Origin of the sequence: Guyparkeria sp. (assembly GCF_041687595.1) — a bacterium.
GTDB lineage: Bacteria > Pseudomonadota > Gammaproteobacteria > Halothiobacillales > Halothiobacillaceae > Guyparkeria.
Genome location: NZ_JAWLBP010000001.1, coordinates 76,839 through 93,429, shown reverse-complemented (window position 1 = coordinate 93,429; position 16,591 = coordinate 76,839). Strand labels below are relative to the sequence as shown.

Below are 16,591 nucleotides of genomic sequence, written 5' to 3'. Positions count from 1 at the left end.
CGGGCGCAGGGCCCGGCTTTCTGACGATTGCGCCTGAGGGCGGGGTCAGCCGTCGAAGCGCTGCATCACCAGCGAGGCGTTGGTGCCGCCAAAGCCGAAGCTGTTGGAGAGCACCGTGTTGAGCTTCACGCCCTCGCGCGTCTCGGTCAGGATGTTGGCCTTGTCGGCCTCCGGTTCCATCGACTCGATATTCGCCGAGGCGGCGATGAAGTCGTTCTGCATCATCAGCAGCGAGTAGATTGCCTCGTGCACGCCGGCGGCGCCCAGCGCGTGGCCGGAGAGCGACTTGGTCGAGGTGACGACCGGCTGGTGGTCGCCGAAGACCTCGGTCATCGCCTCGAGCTCGCGCAGGTCTCCCACCTTGGTCGAGGTGCCGTGGGCGTTGACGTAGTCGATGGGTGCATCGACCGTCGACAACGCCTGCTGCATGCAACGCACCGCGCCTTCGCCGGAAGGCTGGACCATGTCGTAGCCATCGGAAGTCGCGCCGTAGCCGGTGACCTCGGCGATGATGTTCGCACCGCGCGCCTGGGCGTGTTCGAGCGACTCGAGCACCACCATGCCGCCACCGCCGGCGATGACGAAGCCGTCGCGATCGACGTCGTAGGGGCGAGAGGCCTTGTCCGGGGTGTCGTTGAAGTTCGACGACAGGGCACCCATCGCGTCGAACATCGCCGACAGCGACCAGTGCAGTTCCTCGCCGCCGCCGGCGAAAACGACGTCCTGCTTGCCGAACTGGATCTGCTCGACGCCGGCACCGATGCAGTGGGCCGAGGTGGAGCAGGCCGAGCTGATCGAGTAGTTGATGCCCTTGATCTTGAACGGCGTGGCCAGGCAGGCCGAGGTGGTCGAACCCATGGTGCGTGTGACCATGTACGGGCCGACGCGCTTGATGCCGCGCTCGCGAGCGATATCCGCCGTGGCGACGATGTTCTCGCAGGAAGAGCCGCCGGAGCCGGTGATAAGGCCGGCGCGCGGGTTGGAGACCTGCTCCTCGGTCAGACCCGCCTGCTCGATCGCTTCCTGCATCGCCAGGTAGTTGTAGGCGGCCGCGGAACCCATGAACCGCAGCAGCTTGCGGTCGATGTGCTCGGCCGGATCGATTTTCAGCGTGCCGGCGACCTGTGAGCGGAATCCGTGCTCGACCTGTTCCGGGTTGCGCTCGATGCCCGAGCGGCCCTCCTTGAGCGAGGCGAGTACCTCTTTGCAGTTGTTGCCCAGGCTGGAGACGATGCCCATGCCGGTAATGACGACTCGGCGCATTGAGTTCTTACTCCGAAAGTGCTTCTGTGCTGGTGAACAGTCCTACCCTAAGGTCCTTGGCTTCGTAGATCACGACGCCGTCGCAGAGCATCTGTGCGTCCGCGATGCCCATGGTCAGCTTGCGCATGATCACGCGCTTCATCTGAACACGATATTCAACCTTCTTGTTCCTGGGCAAGACCTGTCCGGTGAATTTTACATCACCCACGCCCAAAGCGCGCCCGTGACCCTTGCCGCCGCTCCAGCCGAGGAAGAAGCCGACCAGTTGCCACATCGCATCGAGGCCGAGGCAGCCGGGCATGACCGGGTCGCCTTCGAAGTGGCAGTCGAAGAACCACAGGTCGGGCTTGATGGAGAGCTCGGCCAGCATCTCGCCCTTGCCGAAGTCGCCGCCCTCGTCAGTGATCTTGGCGATGCGATCGAACATCAGCATCGGCGGCATCGGCAGTTGCGCGTTGCCGGGACCGAACATGTCCCCCTTGGCGCAGCGAATCAGGTCATCGTATTCAAAGGCGGCTTGGGTCATGGTTTTCCTGGATCAAAAACCGCGATGTTACCGCATTCGTGGCCGATTGGCATCATGCCTGGCCGGTCGGCGGCGCGTCGGACGCTGTCGGTTCGGATGGACGCCGGCTCGATGTTCTATCATCGCCTTTTCCACCCGTGTCTTCGGGAATGTCACAAGAGGAAATGCACATGGACAAGCGCGCGAAACGAATCATCGGGACGGTCATGGTCGGGGCGTTGATGGTCGGCACCCCGGTGCTCGCCAGCGAGGAGGAGCACGATCACGAGGGGCCGCACGAGTTCCACGAGACGATGGAGGAACTCGGTGAGTGGACGGAGGGCATCGTCGATGCGATCAACCACGAGAACTGGCCACGGGTGGCCGAACTCGCCCAGTCGATCGCCGACCACCCAAAGCCGCCGGCGGACGAACGTCGCCAACTTCACGAGTTCGCGGGTGACCGGCTCGACGAGTTCCAGCGCTACGACCGCGGGGCTCACGAGATGGCGGCCGACGTGGCGCGATTCGCCGAGGCCGGCGAGGGACGCTACGTGATCTCGGCCTTCGCCGACCTGCAGAACCGCTGTCTGGATTGCCACGTCAACTTCCGCCAGGACTTCCGCGAGCACTTCTACGCCGGCAACCGCTGAAGGCGGGCCGGAGAGAGGTCAGGCGCGTGTTCTCGCCCCCGCGAGCACGGCCACCAGCCAGGTGCCCCAGCCGGCCATCAGCAGCAGGCCGCCGAGCGGGGTGATCACGCCGGGCAAGGACCAGGGTGACATGACCTGCAGGTACAGGCTGCCACTGAACAGCAGGATACCGCCGCCCAGGCCGGTCAGGACGGCAAGGCGCAACGCTCGACCGGCCGGCCAGAAGGCCAGCACCATCAGGGCGAGGCTGTGGAACAGGTGGAAGGTCACGGCCGTGTCCAGATAGCGGATGGCCGTCGCCTCCACCGGTGCCAGCGGTCCATGCGCCCCGCTTGCCGCCAGGATGACGGCGATCAGGGCGCTGAACAGGCCGGTGCCGAGGGCGAGGCGGTCAGGCATGGCGGTGTCCCGGACTTGCATGAAGGTCCCTCCGGTCGTTGTTCAGTGGGTAGGGGAAAATTCGCACCGGTCAGAAATCATCATCCATCTCCAGCCGCAGCCGGCGTTCCTCCATGAGGTCGTCGAGCCGTCGGCGGGCATCCTTGTGCCCGCTGATGCTGTCGAGCAGCGGCTCGTTGTCCGGCTCGTCGGCGTCCTCGGCGTCGTCCCACTCCTCGTCGAGGTCCTGGTAGTCGTTTTCCTTGCTCATGTCTGTACCTGCTTGATCAACACGGTCGTTGCGGTCGGATCGGCTGTCCGGTGGCCGCATGGCATCGATCGACGGTCATGGCAAGGGCGCGTGGAGGCGCCGGTTGTCCTGCAGGCCATTTCGGACGAGGAAACCCGCCGCCAGCGTGCTGCGGGGCTCGTTCCGGCGCCCCGTTCCCGGGGTTGACCAGCCGATTTTCCGGCGGGTTATAACCTGTTTTTCGAAGCTTGAAAAGCGATTCTTTCGCGAGGGGGTATGGATGTCCGCGCGGGACCATCAGCGGAGGTCTGGAGGGGGTGCTCGTGGCGAGGAAGAGGGGCTGTCGGATCGCCCGCGGTCAGATCAGGTCGTGTTCCCGGAGCTTCTTTCTGAGCGTGCTGCGGTTGATGCCCAGGCAGGCCGCGGCGCGGCTCTGGTTGTAGTCGCAGCGCTCGAGCACACGCGAGAGCAGGGGGCGTTCGACCTGGCCCATGACCAACTGGTAGAGGTTGCTGGGCTGGTCTTCCTCGAAGGCGTCCCAGAGAAGGTCGAGGGCATCGACGATGGTCTCGTGCACATCTTGATGGCACTCGGCGGCCTTGCGGGCCGTGCCGTTGAGCGAGGATTCCGGCATGGAGGCGGCAGACGAGGTGGATGTATAGGTCATGGCATGAACACAACGCTGCAGTGCTTCAGATCGAGGTGATGGCCCACGCACGGACGTGGACGGCTAACCGGGTCGAGGCGGTCGTTTCCGGCGTTCGGATGACCGTACCGAGGCGAGCCCGTGGGTGCGGTCGGGCCGCGAGATGGGAGATCAAGCCAGTGCGTGGGCCAGTTCGGCCTCGCGTTCGTCAAGCCACCGGCGCTGGGACTCGATCGTCTCCAGGCGGTTGAACTGCTTGCGCATCCCTTCTTCAAACGGCAGAAGGGAAGAATACCATCCCCAATGCTTTCTCGCGATGCGCACGCCCATCACATTTCCGTAATGCGAATAAATATTCTCGAATTGCCTCCGGGCGAATGCCAGGATGGCCGGCGGGGGCGGCTCGTCGGGCACGGACCGTCCCTGGAGCCCGGCGCGCAGCTGGTCGAACAGCCAGGGGCGTCCGAAGGCGGCTCGGCCGATCATGAGCCCGGCCGCCCCGGTGGCGGCGAGCACGGCCCGGGCGCGATCGACCGAGTCGATGTCGCCGTTGGCCAGCACCGGGATGCCGCGCTCGGCCACCACGCGCGCAATGGTGTCGTACTCCGCCTCCCCGGTGTACTTCTGTTCCCGCGTACGCCCGTGGATGCTGAGCATGGCGATGCCGGCCTCCTCGGCGATCGCGGCGATCTCGGGGGCATTTCTCCGGCTGGCATCCGGGCCGGTGCGCATCTTCAGGGTGACCGGGCAGGGGACGGCGTCGACCGTGGCCTCGAGCAGCCGGGCGACGGTGTCGGGTTCGGCCATCAGGGCCGAGCCGGCGGCCCTGCGGCAGACCTTCTTCGCCGGGCAACCGAGATTGATGTCGATGACCTGGGCCCCGTCGGCGTGGGCCTGGCGGGCCGCCCGGGCAAGGTCGTCCGGGTCGTTGCCCAGCAACTGCACGGCGCGCGGCTCGGGATCGTCCGGGTGGATGCGGCGCAGCTCACTCTTGCGGGTGTCGCGCAGCCCCGGCTTGCTGCTGACCATCTCGTTGAAGACCAGCCCCGCGCCCTGCTCGTGGCAGAGCCGGCGGAAGGGCCAATCGGACACGCCCGCCATGGGCGCCAGCGCCAGCGGGAAGTCGATCACTACCCGGTCCTCGCGCCCCTGCAGGACGATCGCGGCGAGTCCACCGGCGGGTCGGTGATGTTGCGTGTCGAAAGACATTACGACGTCACTGGCTGGAGCGGACGTCCAGCGCCTCCGGCAGGGCGGTGACCAGGTCGGGGAAGACGATCAGCAGGGCCAGCACGGCGATCTGTATGGCGATGAACGGCAGCACGCCGCGATAGATCTGGGCCGTCTCGATACTCGCCGGGGCCGCGCCGCGCAGGTAGAACAGCGAGAAGCCGAATGGCGGGGTCAGGAAACTGGTCTGCAGGTTCACGGCCAGCAGGATGCCCAGCCAGATCGGGTCGATGCCCATCATCAGCAGCACCGGGGCGACGATCGGGACCACCACGAACGTGATCTCGATGAAATCCAGCATGAAGCCGAGCAGGAACACAAGCACCATCACGATCAACAGGGCGGTGAGCGCCCCGCCCGGCAGGCCGGACAGCAGGTCGTGAACGATGTCGTCGCCGCCGAAGCCGCGGAAGACCAGCGAGAAGATAGAGGCGCCGATGAAGATCATGAACACCATTGCGGTCACCCGCAGGGTGCTGGTCAGGCTCTCGTGGAGCACGCGCAGGGTCAGTCGGCGCTTGGCGAGCGCGAGGACCAGTGCGCCCACCGCCCCGACCGCGGCCGCCTCGGTCGGCGTGGCGATGCCACCCATGATCGAGCCGAGCACCAGCACGATCAGCAGGATCGGCGGGGCGAGAGCCAGCAGCAGGCGGCCGATGGGCGGGCGTTGGGCCAGCTCGGCCTCCGACAGCCCCGGGACACGTTCGGGCTGGCGCCAGGCGACGAACAGGATGTAGGCGGCGTAGGCTGCGACCAGGATCAGCCCCGGGATCAGGGCCCCGCTGAACAGGTCTCCCACGGCCACGGTTTCCGGCGAGAAGATACCCTGGTCGAGTTGGGCCTGCGTGTAGGCGTTCGAGAGCTGGTCGCCCAGCAGTACCAGGATGATCGACGGCGGGATGATCTGGCCCAGGGTGCCGGCGGCGGCCACCGAGCCGCTGGCGAGTTTCGGGTCGTAGCCGCGGCGGAGCATCACGGGCAGGGCGATCAGTCCCAGCGTGACCACCGTCGCCCCGACGATGCCGGTACTCGCGGCGAGGATCGCGCCCACCAGGATCATCGACAGGCCCAGCCCACCGGGCCGGCGACCGAACAGGGCGGTCATGTTCTCGAGCAGGTCGTCGGCCACGCGGGCCTTCTCCAAGAGCACGCCCATGAGCACGAACAGCGGCACCGCCACCAGGGTCTGGTTGAGCATGATGCCGAACAGGCGATTGGGCATGGCCGACAGGAGCCCGCTGTCGAACTGGCCGAGCAGGGTGCCCAGCCCGGCGAACAGCAGCGAGACGCCGGCGAGGACGAACGCGACCGGAAAGCCGCTCATCAGCGCGGCGAAGACGGTCAGCACCATCAGGAGCAGAAGCCATTCCATGGTCTACATCCCCTCCTCGACGTCGCCGCGCGTCGGAACGGTCGGGTCCGCGCCGCGCAGCACGGCCACCGATCTCAGCAACTCGACCAGCCCCTGCCAGAACAGCAGCGCCGGCATGATGATCAGCAGGGTCTTGAGCAGGTAGAGCAGCGGGATCCCGCCGGGCTCCGGCGAGCCCTCGCGGAGCGCCCAGGCATTGTCCACGTAGTCGAAACTGGAGACGGCAATGAACAGACAGACCGGCCAGAGCAGCAGGATGACCCCGACGATCTCGATCCGGGCCCGTCGCCGGGGCGAGGTCTTGCGCGCCAGCACATCGACGCGAACGTGCCCGTCGTGGCGGTAGGTGTAGCCCATGCCGAGCATGAACATCAGTGCGAACCAGTAGTAGATGGACTCGGAGAGCCACTGGTCGCTGTCGTTGAAGCCGTAGCGCAGCGCGACGACGGCGAAGACGGTCAGCGTGAGCACGAGCCCCAGCCAGGCGGTGAACCGTCCGGTCCACTCGTTGACCGCGTCGAGCCGGTCGATGAGCCGGCTGAGAGCGGATCTGTCGTGGCTTGCGCTCATCGGGCCACTCCGCTCGGCTGGTTGTCCACGATCCAGTCGGCGAGCGCCTCACCGGTCTCGCGATGGGCCTCGAGAATGCGACGGAAAGGCGTGGGATCCTTGATGTAGGTCATGGCCGCGGCGCGGGGGAAGTACTTGTCCTGCATGCGCGATACCCAGAAGCGCAGGGCGGCGGCGCGCAGCAGTCCCGGCCAGGCGCTGGTCTCGGTCGCGGTGAAGGGCCGTTCGGCGAGATATGCGCCCAGCAGTGCATCGCGCTCGGCCGCCAGGCTGCGGCCATGCTCGTCGGTGCACCAGTCGTTGACGGTGACGGCCAGGTCGTAGGCGAAGGCGTCGGTGCAGGCGTAGTAGAGGTCGATGATGCCGGTCAGTCGTCCGTCGTCGAACAGGGCGTTGTCGCGGAACAGGTCGGCGTGGATCGCCCCGCGGGGCAGGTCGTCCCGGGGCTGCCCCTGCTGGAAGGCCAGTTCGTCGGCCAGCAGCGCCTTCTCGTCGTCGGTCGCCGCGCCTTGGAGCTGGTCAGCGGTCTCTTCCGCCCAGGCCAGGTCGCGGTCCGGGGCGCGGTACTCGGGGAAGTCGGCGCTCACGAGGTGGAAGCGGGCCAGCGTCCGGCCGATCTCGGCACAGGCAGCCGGGTCGGGATGATCGAGCGATCCCCCGGTCAGGCGCTGGACCAGTGCGGCCGGACGGCCGTTGAGTTCGGTGAGGTAGGCCCCGTCACGGGTGGGCACCGGGTGGGCGGTGGGGATGTCGTGTTCGGCCAGGTAGGCCATCAGGTCGAGAAAGAACGGCAGCTCGTCGGCACCGTGATTCTCGAACAGGGTGAGCACGTACCGCCCGCCGGTGGTGGTGACGAAGTAGTTGGTGTTCTCGATGCCCGCGGCAATGCCCTTGTGCTCGACCAGTTCCCCGCAGTCGAACTGGTCGAGGAAAGTGGTGAGCTGATCGCTATCGACTGTGGTGAAAACCGACATGACGGTCTCTTGGCTGTGAAGGATGTTCGGGTGGCGTTACAGGTCGAGGAGCTTCTCCTGCTCCTCCTCGGTGGCTGTCACGCCGCGGTTACGGTAGAAGTCGAAGATCGCGTCGATGGCTTCGTCGGCCGTGTCGCAGAGCGTGAACAGCTCCATGTCGCTCTCGTTGATGGTCTTCTCGGCCAGCAACCGGTCACGGAACCAGGCGATCAGCCCCTCCCAGAACGACGAGCCCACCAGAATGATCGGGATGCGACGCGTCTTTCCCGTCTGCACCAGCGTCAGGATCTCGGCCATCTCGTCGAGGGTGCCGAAGCCGCCGGGTACGATGACGTAGGCCGAGGCGTACTTGACGAACATCACCTTGCGGGCGAAGAAGTGCTGGAAGTGCAGCGAGACGTCCTGGTAGGGATTGTCCTGCTGCTCGTGGGGCAGGGCGATGTTCAGGCCCACGCTCGGTGCGCCGCCGGCCTGGGCGCCGCGGTTCGCCGCTTCCATGATGCCCGGCCCGCCGCCGGAGATGACGGCGAAACCCGCGTCCGAGAGCTTCTCGCCGATCTCGACGGTCAGTTCGTACCAGGGGTTGTCCTCGTCGAAGCGTGCCGAGCCGAAGACGCTCACCGCCGGCTCGATGCTGGCGAGCGTTTCGTAGCCTTGCACGAACTCGGCCATGATCTGGAAGACCTTCCACGACTCCTGCGAGAGGCGCTGCTTCTGGTCCAGCCGGGTCGGGTGATGGGGTAGCTTTCTGCTCATGGTCGGTGGCTGATCGCGATCGGGTTCGAACCGTGGTCGGGCCGGCCGGCTGGCCGCCTGTGGCATAGTATCCGCATCCAAGGACGCCGCCTGCGCGAGTCCCCGGTGGGTTCCGGCAATGGCCGGCAAGCCGCGCCCGGACTTGCGCTCGGCTTTTCCAACCCACGGTTTCAAAGGGGCAAATCCTACCATGACCGATCGCAACGGGCCCGTGATTCTTGTCGACGGCAGTTCGTTCCTGTTCCGAGCCTTTCACGCCCTGCCGCCGCTGAACGCCCCCGACGGCACGCCCACCGGCGCGATCCACGGCGTGATCAACATGCTGCTCAAGCTGCGCCGGGAGGCCGATCCCAGCCACATGGCCGTGGTGTTCGACGCCCCGGGCAAGACCTTCCGCGACGACATCTACCCCGAGTACAAGGCACACCGACCCCCGCTGCCCGACGACCTGCGCGTGCAGATCGAGCCGGTGCACGCATTGGTGCGCGCGCTGGGATTCCCGCTGCTGTGTATCGAGGGCGTGGAGGCCGACGACGTCATCGGTACGCTGATGCACGAGGCCCGCGAGAACAACGAGGAAGTGATCGTAGCCACGGCCGACAAGGACTTTGCGCAACTGGTGGCCCCTGGCGTGACCCTGGTCAACACCATGAGCAACAAGACCACCGACGTCGATGCGGTGGTCGAACGATACGGCATCCGGCCCGAGCAGTTCATCGACTACCTCGCCCTGGTCGGCGACAGCGTCGACAACATCCCCGGCGTGCCGGGCTGCGGGCCGAAAACCGCCGCCAAGTGGCTGAACCAGTACGGTTCGCTCGACGGGATCATCGCGCACGCCGACGAGATCAAGGGCAAGGTGGGCCAGTCGCTGCGCGACTCGCTCGACTTCCTGCCCGTCGGCCGGCACCTGGTGACGATCCGTACCGACTGCGAGCTGCCGGTCAAGCTCGGCGAGCTGGTGATCGAGGAGCCCGACGTGCAGACGGGGCTCGCCATGGCCGATCGCTACGGGTTGAATACCCTGCGCCGCTGGTTCGGCGAGCAGGACGTGCCGGGAGGCGATGGCGAGCCGGGTGACGCGGCCGCGAATCCGGAGGTCGAATACGAGACGGTCACCGATGCCGACGCGCTGGCACGCTGGCTGGAGCGACTGCGCGAGGCCCCGAGGGTCGCGATCGACACCGAGACCGATTCGCTCGAGCCCATGCAGATGCAGGTGGTGGGGCTCTCGTTCGCTATCGAACCGCACGAGGCGGCCTACGTGCCGCTGGCGCATGTGGACGCCGAGGGGCGTCGGATCGCGGGCCAGCTCGAGCGCGAGACGGTGCTCGAACGGATGCGCGACTGGCTCGAGGACGAGCGGCCGACCAAGATCCTGCAGAACGCCAAGTTCGACATGCACGCGCTGGCCAACCACGGCATCAGACTGCGCGGGCTGGTGGACGACAGCATGCTCGAATCCTACGTGCTCGACCCGACGGCCTCTCGCCACGACATGGACACGCTGGCCGGGCGCGAGCTCGCTCGCCAGACCACGACTTTCGAGCAGATTGCCGGCAAGGGGGCCAAGCAGCTCACTTTCGACCGGATCGAGCTGGAGACGGCCGCGCCCTACGCGGCGGAGGACGCCGACATCACCCTGCAACTGGCCGATCGCCTGCGGGCGAAACTGGCCGAGGTGCCGGCGCTGATGTCCGTCTACGAGACGATCGAGCGGCCGCTGGTGCCGGTGCTCTTCACCATGGAGCGGGCCGGTGTGGCGATCGACAGCGAGCAGCTCGCCGCCCAGGGTGCGGCGATCGCCGAGCGGATTGCCGAGATCGAGCGGCGCGCCCGCGAGACCGCCGAGTGCGAGTTCAACCTCGGGTCGACCAAGCAGTTGAAGGAGATCCTGTTCGAGCGCCTGGGACTGCCGGTGAAGGTCAAGACGCCCAAGGGCGAACCGTCGACGAACGAGGAGGCGCTGTCGGCCCTGGCCGACGAGCATCCGCTGGCGCAGATGATCCTCGACTACCGCAGCCTGACCAAGCTCAAGAGCACCTACATCGACCGGCTTCCCGAGCGGATCGACCCGGATACGGGCCGGGTGCACAGCATGTTCCACCAGGCGGTCACCGCCACCGGGCGTCTGTCCTCGTCCAATCCCAACCTGCAGAACATCCCGGTGCGCACGGAGGAGGGCCGGCGGATCCGCAAGGCGTTCGTCGCCGATCCGGGACACCGGCTGATATCGGCCGACTACTCGCAGATCGAGCTGCGCATCATGGCGCACCTGTCCGGGGACGAGGGGCTGCTGAAGGCCTTCGAGCGCGGCGAGGACATCCACCGGGCCACCGCCCGCGAGGTGTTCGCCGACGGGGGCGAGGTCACCGATGAGCAGCGCCGTGCGGCCAAGGCGATCAACTTCGGCCTGATCTACGGCATGTCCGCCTTCGGGCTGGCCCGCCAGATCGGAGTGGGGCGCGCGGAGGCGCAGGACTACATCGGGCGCTACTTCGCCCGCTACCCCGGCGTGGCCCGCTACATGGACGAGACCCGCGAGCGGGCCCACGAGCGAGGCTATGTCGAGACGGTGTTCGGCCGGCGGCTGTACCTGCCGGAACTGAAGAGCCGCAACAACCAGCGTCGCCAGTATGCCGAGCGAACGGCCATCAACGCCCCGATGCAGGGCACCGCGGCGGACATCATCAAGCGGGCGATGCTGTCACTGCACGAGAGCGTGGTGTCGACCGGAAGGGCGCGGATGATCATCCAGGTGCACGACGAGCTGATCTTCGAGGTCCCTATGGACGAGGCCGAGTCGCTGGCCCGCGAGATCGAGGAGACGATGATCGCCGCCGCCTCCCTGAAGGTACCGTTGGAAGTGGGCATCGGCATCGGCGAGAGCTGGGACGAGGCGCACTGAGCCGACGCGGGCCCGGGCCGACGGGCCCGGTATTGCTCGATGACCCGGCCGGCGATCAGTTGCCGGCCGTTTGCGTCGGGGAGCGCTGGGGTTGAATGTTGGGTACCGGGTAATTGCCCGGCTTGCCGTGCATGAACTCGCCGTCCCAGTAGTCCTCGTCGAAGGGACGGGAGAAGACGAAGCCCTGCACCTGCAGGCGGCTGCCGAACTTGCGCAGCTCGACGAGCTGCTGCTCGGTCTCGACGCCCTCGACCACGATCTCGAACTCGAGTTGCTCGGCCATGGCGAGGATCGAGCCGAAGAGCTTGCGGGCGTCCTCGCTGGTGACGATGTCGTCGACGAATCGCTTGTCGATCTTGAGCTTGCTGATCGGCAGGCTGTTCAAGTAGGCCAGCGAGGAATGCCCCGTGCCGAAGTCGTCGATCGCGATGGAGAAGCCGCGCATCGCCAGCCGGTGGAGCTGTTCCACCAGCAGGCTGGGATCCTTGCCGAAGTCGCTTTCGGTGATCTCCAGCACGACGGAGGACGTCGGCAGGTCGGCCGAGCGGGCCAGCCCCTCGAGTTGCTGGTCGATCTTGTCGAGCAGCAGCAGTTGCGGCGGCAGGTTGATCGAGATGGTCAGTTCCTGGCCGGCCTGGCGCTGCCAGTCGGCGATTCGGCGGCAGGCATGGGACAGTGCCCACTCGGTCAGCTCACCGATCAGGTTGTGTTCCTCTGCCAGCGGGATGAACTCGTTCGGCGAGATCCACTCGCCCCGGTAGCGCCAGCGCATCAGGGCCTCGAAGCCGAGCGTGGCGCCGGTGCCGAGTGCCACCTGGGGCTGGTAGTAGACCCGCATCTCGCGGTTGCCGAGCGCCTTGCCCAGCGCCTGGGTCAGCTCGAAACGGCGCTGCGCCGCCTGGGTATGCCCTTCGGCGTGACCGACGATGGCGTTGCCACCGCTGGCCTTGGCCTGCGACAGGCCATTGTCGATGATCCGCAGCAGGTCCTCGGCGTTCTTCCCCTCGTCCGGGTAGTCGGCGGAGGTCACGCTCGCGCGGATGTCCAGGCGGTAGCCGGCCAGCTCGAGTTCCCGGGTGATCTCGGCTTGGCAGCGCTTCATGGCCTGGGCCGCGATGGCATCGAGATCGCTGGCATTCTCGGCGAAGACCAGGAAGCCGAAGGTATCGCCATCGATGCGTGCGAGCAGGCTTGCCGGCTCGGTCAGCTTTTCCAGGCGTTCGGCCATCGCCTTGAGGATGCGATCGCCGAAGCGCCGGCCCAGTGCCTCGTTGAACGAGGTGAAGCGGTCCAGGCCGACGGCGATCATGGCGAAGGGCTGCTCGGGTTGGGCGTGGATGCGGTCGTCGACCTGCTGGACGAAAAAGCCCCGGTTGAGTAGCCCGGTGACCACGTCCTCGCGGGCCAGGGAAATGATCTCGCGTTCCCGGGCGCGGATATCGGTGTGATCGTTGATCACGACGATCACGTGGCCGCGCTTCTCCCGCGGTTCGCCTACCAGGCGGATGGAGACCAGCGCCACGAGAGCCTTGCCGTCCGATTCCCTCGTGAATTCGATTTCGCTGCGCCATTCGCCTTTCTCCAGGACGTGTCGCCAGATGGGGGCGACGACCCGGGCGGGCTGGGCCAGCAGGATCTCGAGCAGCGGCCGCTTGCCGAGGTCCGAGGCGTTCAGGTCGAGGAGCTTCTCCGCGGCCGGGTTGGCGCGCGTGACGTAACCCTGGACGTCGGTGACCAGCACGGCCTCCTGGACCTCGTCGAACACGGAGGCTGTCAGGCGCAGGGAGTCCTCGGCCTGGCGGCGGCTCAGCGATTCCTTGTCGTGCTTCTTGAGTATCGCCTGGAGCTGCTCGCGGGAGTTCGACAGGGCGACGACCGAACTGCGGAACTGGTGCACGGCACGGGCGATGCGTCCGAGCTGATCGTGACGCTTGTGCTGCTTGCCGGTGGTGGTGGCCTCGCCGGCTACGATCCGCTCGGTGACGTCGGCCAGTTGCCGGATCTGCCGGTTGACGAGCCAGAGCACGACCGCGAGCAGCAGGGCCTGGAGGGCCACGAACACGATCAGGATCATCTGGTAGTTGCCGATGACCGCCGAGTTGGCGCTGCGGATGGCGCGCATGGTGCTCTCGAGTTCACGGTTGGCCGCGTCGATCAGTCGGCCGAAGCCGGCCGTCATCACGGCGGCTCGTTCCTCGGCCAGCCGTTCCTGTATGTGGGCCACGCGCCGCTCGTCGGCCGCGGGCACTTCCTGCGAGGCAGCGATAAGGCTGGCGGCCTGATGGTCGACGGCGGAGGCGAAGCCCTGGATGGCTTCGGGCTGGTTCTCGCGCAGGGAGGACAGCGCCACGCTGTTCCTGGCGGTGGCGGCGATCTGCTTGAGTTCGCTGGAGAGTTCAGTGACATCACGGCGTTCGCCCGGCGAGAAGGCCGCGGTCTCGCTCTCGACCCGGGCGGCGACCACGGCGTAGTCGCTGCGGATGTCCTCGATGGTCTTCTGCGTCTCCACGAAGCCCCGGCTGGCCTCGGCAAAGGTGTCGTAGTTCGATTGGGCGAGGTTGCCCAGGTAGAACACCAGTCCGAGGCTCAGGGCCAGCTGGATGCCGATGAAAATCAGGAATTGCAGCGAGAGGGGGAGCAATCTCATTCGGGTCGTCCTGGTTCCTTGTCAGTCGTTGTCCGGTCGTCGGATTGACGGCAGCGGCACGTTATCTTGCCGTCCTGGCAGATCGGGGTCCGGATGAAACAGATTACGAGTGTCGCCCATGCCTGTTCGCGAGTCCAGCGGCAATTCGCCGGACCCGACCGAGCAGTTCGAGGGGTTCGGCCGGCTCGCGTTCGCCGAATCCCCAGACGACCCCGGGCCAGGCCGGGTCATCGGAGAAACGGGCGACACAATGGATGTGCAGTTGCTCGACGACGTTGCCGATCGCGGCCACGTTCACCCGCTCCGGGTCATAGACTTCGTCGAGGGTGGCGCAGGTGGCGTCGACCCATCGGAGCGCGTTCTCGCGCATCTTTGGCGGCAGACGGTGGAGCTGTTCCGCGCCGGGATGCATCGGGATCACGAGAACCCAGACGAACCGGCGATCGTTGACCAGACGGAACTGGATGTCGTCGTGTTCGACGATCGGGATGCTGTCGAGCAGCAGCCGCGGGTGAAGGGTCCAGCCCTCGTGGACGGGTCGGGCAGGTTCGGTCATCCGTTTCTCCCAGGTCGGTGCCGACATCCGGTCGGCCGTAGCGACAGTGCGCGGCGGCACCGTTCTGACGCTTCGACGGCCCGGGGCACCGGCGGTTCCATTGGTTCGGTGCGGGCTGATGCGTTCCGCCGTCGGCCCGTCGTCGGCATAAGCAGATTGTACCTCGTGAGAGGCGGCGGGATACACGGTTCGTCTCGCGTATGCTTGTCTGCGATCGAGTAGACGACCCTGGAGGAGATGTCCCGTGCCGCTGACCGATACGCACTGCCACCTCGAGGCCAAGGTTTTTGCCGGCGATCTGGGCAAGGTCGCGAGGCACGCCCTGGAACATGGTGTCGAGCGCCTGGTGGCCGTGGGGGTTTCGCCGGAGGATTTTCCCGCCCAGCGACAGGCGATGGACACCGTGCGCGCCGAGGGGTTGCCGGTGCTGCCGGCGTTCGGTAGCCACCCGTGGTGGGCCGACCGGGTGGATCCGGAAACGGCGATCGCTGCGCTCGATCGGCTCTGGCTCGGCGAGGAAACGCCGTGTGACGAGCCGGCAATGGTGGCCGTCGGCGAGGTCGGGCTCGACTTCGCCGCGGACGTCGAGCCCGATCGGCAGAACGCGCTGTTCGTCGCCCAGCTCGACTGGGCCGGGGCGCATGGTCTGCCGGTGATCCTTCACGAACGCAAGTCGGCCGACCGGCTGCTCTACTGGCTGCGGCGGCACCGTCATGCCGGCGGCGTCGTGCACGGCTTCGTCGGTTCGGTCCAGCAGGCCAAGCAGTTCATCGACGAGGGCTTCTTCATCGGTGTCGGCGGGGCGGTCACCCATCCCGGGGCGCACCGGGTTCACCGTATGATCCGGCAGCTGCCGCTCGAGGCCCTGGTGCTGGAGACCGACGCGCCCAACCAACCGGGACACGCCCATCGGGGCGAGCGCAATCTGCCCGGTTACCTTCCGGAGAACCTGGATGCGCTGGCGCGCCTGCGCGACATGGAGATCGGCGAACTGGCCGCGGTGATCGACGGGAACACGGCCCGACTGTTCGGCCTGCCCGCCGATTGCGCCGGGGCATGAAATCCGGCCGGGTGCGTTTGGGTACAATGCGCCCACCCAAGACAGGAGGCCTTCCGTGCACAAGAACAACGCCGTCGACGAGCGAACCGAACTCCTGATCCACCAGGAGGGGCTGCAGCGCCTGAGAGGGACGACCGTGCTGGTCGCCGGGCTCGGCGGGGTGGGTGGTGCCTGCGCCGAGTCGCTCGCGCGGGCCGGTGTCGGCAGGCTGTTGCTGCTCGATCACGACCACTTCGTGGCCTCGAACCTCAACCGTCAGCTCCTTGCCACCCGGCCGGTCCTGGGGCGGTCCAAGGCCGAGGTGGCCGCCGAGCGGCTGGCGTCGATCCGGAGCGACGTCGAGCTGGTCGCCTGCCCGACGTTCCTGGACGTCTCGGGGGTGGAAGGCTTTCTCGCGGAGCACCAGCCCGACTTCGTCGCCGACTGCATCGACTCGATCGCCGTCAAGGCGCGTCTGCTGGCGGTGGCGCGGGAACAGGGGCGGGGTAGCTTCACGGCCCTGGGGGCAGGCAACCGCATCGATCCGCGCCTGATGCGGGTGGCAAAACTCGACGACGTGCACGGCTGCGGGTTGGCGCGGGTGCTGCGTCGGCGCCTGCGCAAGGCCGGTGCCCCGACCGACTTCCCGGTGGTCTATTCCAAGGAGATGCCGCGCAAGCCCGCCCCGCACGAACCGACTGCAGACGGCAGCCAGCCGCGGGCGGTCAACGGCACTATCAGCTATCTGCCCAACCTCTTTGGCCACATGGTGGCCGGAGAGATCATCCGTCGCCTGCTCGAAGGCGAGCGTTGAGCCCAAGGCCCGCCACGGTGGTCGACCGGC

Annotated in this window: 16 protein-coding genes; 4 read left to right on the top strand and 12 right to left on the bottom strand. The window is 66.9% G+C overall.

The genetic code is table 11. The features are described from left to right. Positions 1 to 45 precede the first annotated feature (45 nt). Together fabB and fabA are read right to left on the bottom strand one after the other, a co-directional pair. Entirely contained in the window at positions 46 to 1,263 is a 1,218-nt protein-coding gene (gene fabB / locus ACESL5_RS00470; protein WP_372590811.1) for a beta-ketoacyl-ACP synthase I, read from the bottom strand. 7 nt (positions 1,264 to 1,270) lie between these two features. Continuing rightward, on the bottom strand, positions 1,271 to 1,789 hold the full coding sequence (fabA, locus tag ACESL5_RS00465; RefSeq protein ID WP_372590810.1) for a 3-hydroxyacyl-[acyl-carrier-protein] dehydratase FabA: 519 nt from the start codon (positions 1,787 to 1,789) through the stop codon (positions 1,271 to 1,273). 149 nt (positions 1,790 to 1,938) lie between these two features. Between fabA and ACESL5_RS00460 the strand changes: the two genes are divergently transcribed. Next, complete coding sequence (locus tag ACESL5_RS00460; RefSeq protein ID WP_372590809.1) at positions 1,939 to 2,421, top strand: hypothetical protein; 483 nt, start codon at positions 1,939 to 1,941, stop codon at positions 2,419 to 2,421. Between the two features lie 18 nt (positions 2,422 to 2,439). Here ACESL5_RS00460 and ACESL5_RS00455 read toward each other — a convergent pair whose 3' ends face one another. The 8 genes from ACESL5_RS00455 to ACESL5_RS00420 form a co-directional block, all read right to left on the bottom strand. Then, a complete protein-coding gene (locus ACESL5_RS00455) occupies positions 2,440 to 2,841 on the bottom strand; it encodes a DUF423 domain-containing protein (protein ID WP_372590808.1) in 402 nt (133 codons plus the stop codon). A 49-nt stretch (positions 2,842 to 2,890) separates the two neighbouring features. Next, complete coding sequence (locus tag ACESL5_RS00450) at positions 2,891 to 3,070, bottom strand: PA3496 family putative envelope integrity protein (protein ID WP_372590807.1); 180 nt, start codon at positions 3,068 to 3,070, stop codon at positions 2,891 to 2,893. Positions 3,071 to 3,407: 337 nt separating this feature from the next. Then, positions 3,408 to 3,716, bottom strand: a complete 309-nt coding sequence (locus ACESL5_RS00445) for a helix-turn-helix domain-containing protein (RefSeq protein ID WP_372590806.1) — start codon at positions 3,714 to 3,716, stop codon at positions 3,408 to 3,410. 150 nt (positions 3,717 to 3,866) lie between these two features. Continuing rightward, complete coding sequence (dusB, locus tag ACESL5_RS00440; protein ID WP_372590825.1) at positions 3,867 to 4,796, bottom strand: tRNA dihydrouridine synthase DusB; 930 nt, start codon at positions 4,794 to 4,796, stop codon at positions 3,867 to 3,869. Between the two features lie 115 nt (positions 4,797 to 4,911). Then, a complete protein-coding gene (locus ACESL5_RS00435) occupies positions 4,912 to 6,297 on the bottom strand; it encodes a TRAP transporter large permease subunit (protein WP_372590805.1) in 1,386 nt (461 codons plus the stop codon). A 3-nt stretch (positions 6,298 to 6,300) separates the two neighbouring features. Next, positions 6,301 to 6,867, bottom strand: coding sequence for a TRAP transporter small permease subunit (locus tag ACESL5_RS00430; protein WP_372590804.1), 567 nt, complete (start codon positions 6,865 to 6,867; stop codon positions 6,301 to 6,303). Beyond that, positions 6,864 to 7,841 carry a homoserine kinase gene (locus tag ACESL5_RS00425; protein WP_372590803.1) on the bottom strand — a complete coding sequence of 326 codons (978 nt, stop codon included), beginning with the start codon at positions 7,839 to 7,841 and terminating at the stop codon, positions 6,864 to 6,866. The genes ACESL5_RS00430 and ACESL5_RS00425 overlap by 4 nt, the downstream gene beginning before the upstream one ends. Before the next feature lie 36 nt (positions 7,842 to 7,877). Then, complete coding sequence (locus ACESL5_RS00420; protein ID WP_372590802.1) at positions 7,878 to 8,597, bottom strand: TIGR00730 family Rossman fold protein; 720 nt, start codon at positions 8,595 to 8,597, stop codon at positions 7,878 to 7,880. 190 nt (positions 8,598 to 8,787) lie between these two features. On the opposite strand from ACESL5_RS00420, the gene polA reads away from it, so the two are divergent. Further along, positions 8,788 to 11,505 (top strand): DNA polymerase I, encoded by a 2,718-nt coding sequence (gene polA, locus ACESL5_RS00415; protein ID WP_372590801.1) that lies wholly within the window; start codon positions 8,788 to 8,790, stop codon positions 11,503 to 11,505. 55 nt (positions 11,506 to 11,560) lie between these two features. On the opposite strand, the gene ACESL5_RS00410 is transcribed toward polA, so the two are convergent. Beyond that, entirely contained in the window at positions 11,561 to 14,152 is a 2,592-nt protein-coding gene (locus ACESL5_RS00410) for a putative bifunctional diguanylate cyclase/phosphodiesterase (protein WP_372590800.1), read from the bottom strand. A gap of 103 nt (positions 14,153 to 14,255) precedes the next feature. Then, a complete protein-coding gene (locus ACESL5_RS00405; protein WP_372590799.1) occupies positions 14,256 to 14,708 on the bottom strand; it encodes an HIT family protein in 453 nt (150 codons plus the stop codon). Between the two features lie 244 nt (positions 14,709 to 14,952). Between ACESL5_RS00405 and ACESL5_RS00400 the strand changes: the two genes are divergently transcribed. Next, positions 14,953 to 15,768 carry a TatD family hydrolase gene (locus ACESL5_RS00400; RefSeq protein WP_372590798.1) on the top strand — a complete coding sequence of 272 codons (816 nt, stop codon included), beginning with the start codon at positions 14,953 to 14,955 and terminating at the stop codon, positions 15,766 to 15,768. A 55-nt stretch (positions 15,769 to 15,823) separates the two neighbouring features. Then, on the top strand, positions 15,824 to 16,561 hold the full coding sequence (locus tag ACESL5_RS00395) for a ThiF family adenylyltransferase (RefSeq protein WP_372590797.1): 738 nt from the start codon (positions 15,824 to 15,826) through the stop codon (positions 16,559 to 16,561). Positions 16,562 to 16,591: the final 30 nt, after the last annotated feature.

Coding starts and splice junctions, on each gene's coding strand:
- fabB (WP_372590811.1), bottom strand. CDS start 1,263: ATGCGCCGAGTCGTCATTACCGGCATGGGCATCGTCTCCAGCCTGGGC.
- fabA (WP_372590810.1), bottom strand. CDS start 1,789: ATGACCCAAGCCGCCTTTGAATACGATGACCTGATTCGCTGCGCCAAG.
- ACESL5_RS00460 (WP_372590809.1), top strand. CDS start 1,939: ATGTCACAAGAGGAAATGCACATGGACAAGCGCGCGAAACGAATCATC.
- ACESL5_RS00455 (WP_372590808.1), bottom strand. CDS start 2,841: ATGCAAGTCCGGGACACCGCCATGCCTGACCGCCTCGCCCTCGGCACC.
- ACESL5_RS00450 (WP_372590807.1), bottom strand. CDS start 3,070: ATGAGCAAGGAAAACGACTACCAGGACCTCGACGAGGAGTGGGACGAC.
- ACESL5_RS00445 (WP_372590806.1), bottom strand. CDS start 3,716: ATGACCTATACATCCACCTCGTCTGCCGCCTCCATGCCGGAATCCTCG.
- dusB (WP_372590825.1), bottom strand. CDS start 4,796: ATGGCGGGCGTGTCCGATTGGCCCTTCCGCCGGCTCTGCCACGAGCAG.
- ACESL5_RS00435 (WP_372590805.1), bottom strand. CDS start 6,297: ATGGAATGGCTTCTGCTCCTGATGGTGCTGACCGTCTTCGCCGCGCTG.
- ACESL5_RS00430 (WP_372590804.1), bottom strand. CDS start 6,867: ATGAGCGCAAGCCACGACAGATCCGCTCTCAGCCGGCTCATCGACCGG.
- ACESL5_RS00425 (WP_372590803.1), bottom strand. CDS start 7,841: ATGTCGGTTTTCACCACAGTCGATAGCGATCAGCTCACCACTTTCCTC.
- ACESL5_RS00420 (WP_372590802.1), bottom strand. CDS start 8,597: ATGAGCAGAAAGCTACCCCATCACCCGACCCGGCTGGACCAGAAGCAG.
- polA (WP_372590801.1), top strand. CDS start 8,788: ATGACCGATCGCAACGGGCCCGTGATTCTTGTCGACGGCAGTTCGTTC.
- ACESL5_RS00410 (WP_372590800.1), bottom strand. CDS start 14,152: ATGAGATTGCTCCCCCTCTCGCTGCAATTCCTGATTTTCATCGGCATC.
- ACESL5_RS00405 (WP_372590799.1), bottom strand. CDS start 14,708: ATGACCGAACCTGCCCGACCCGTCCACGAGGGCTGGACCCTTCACCCG.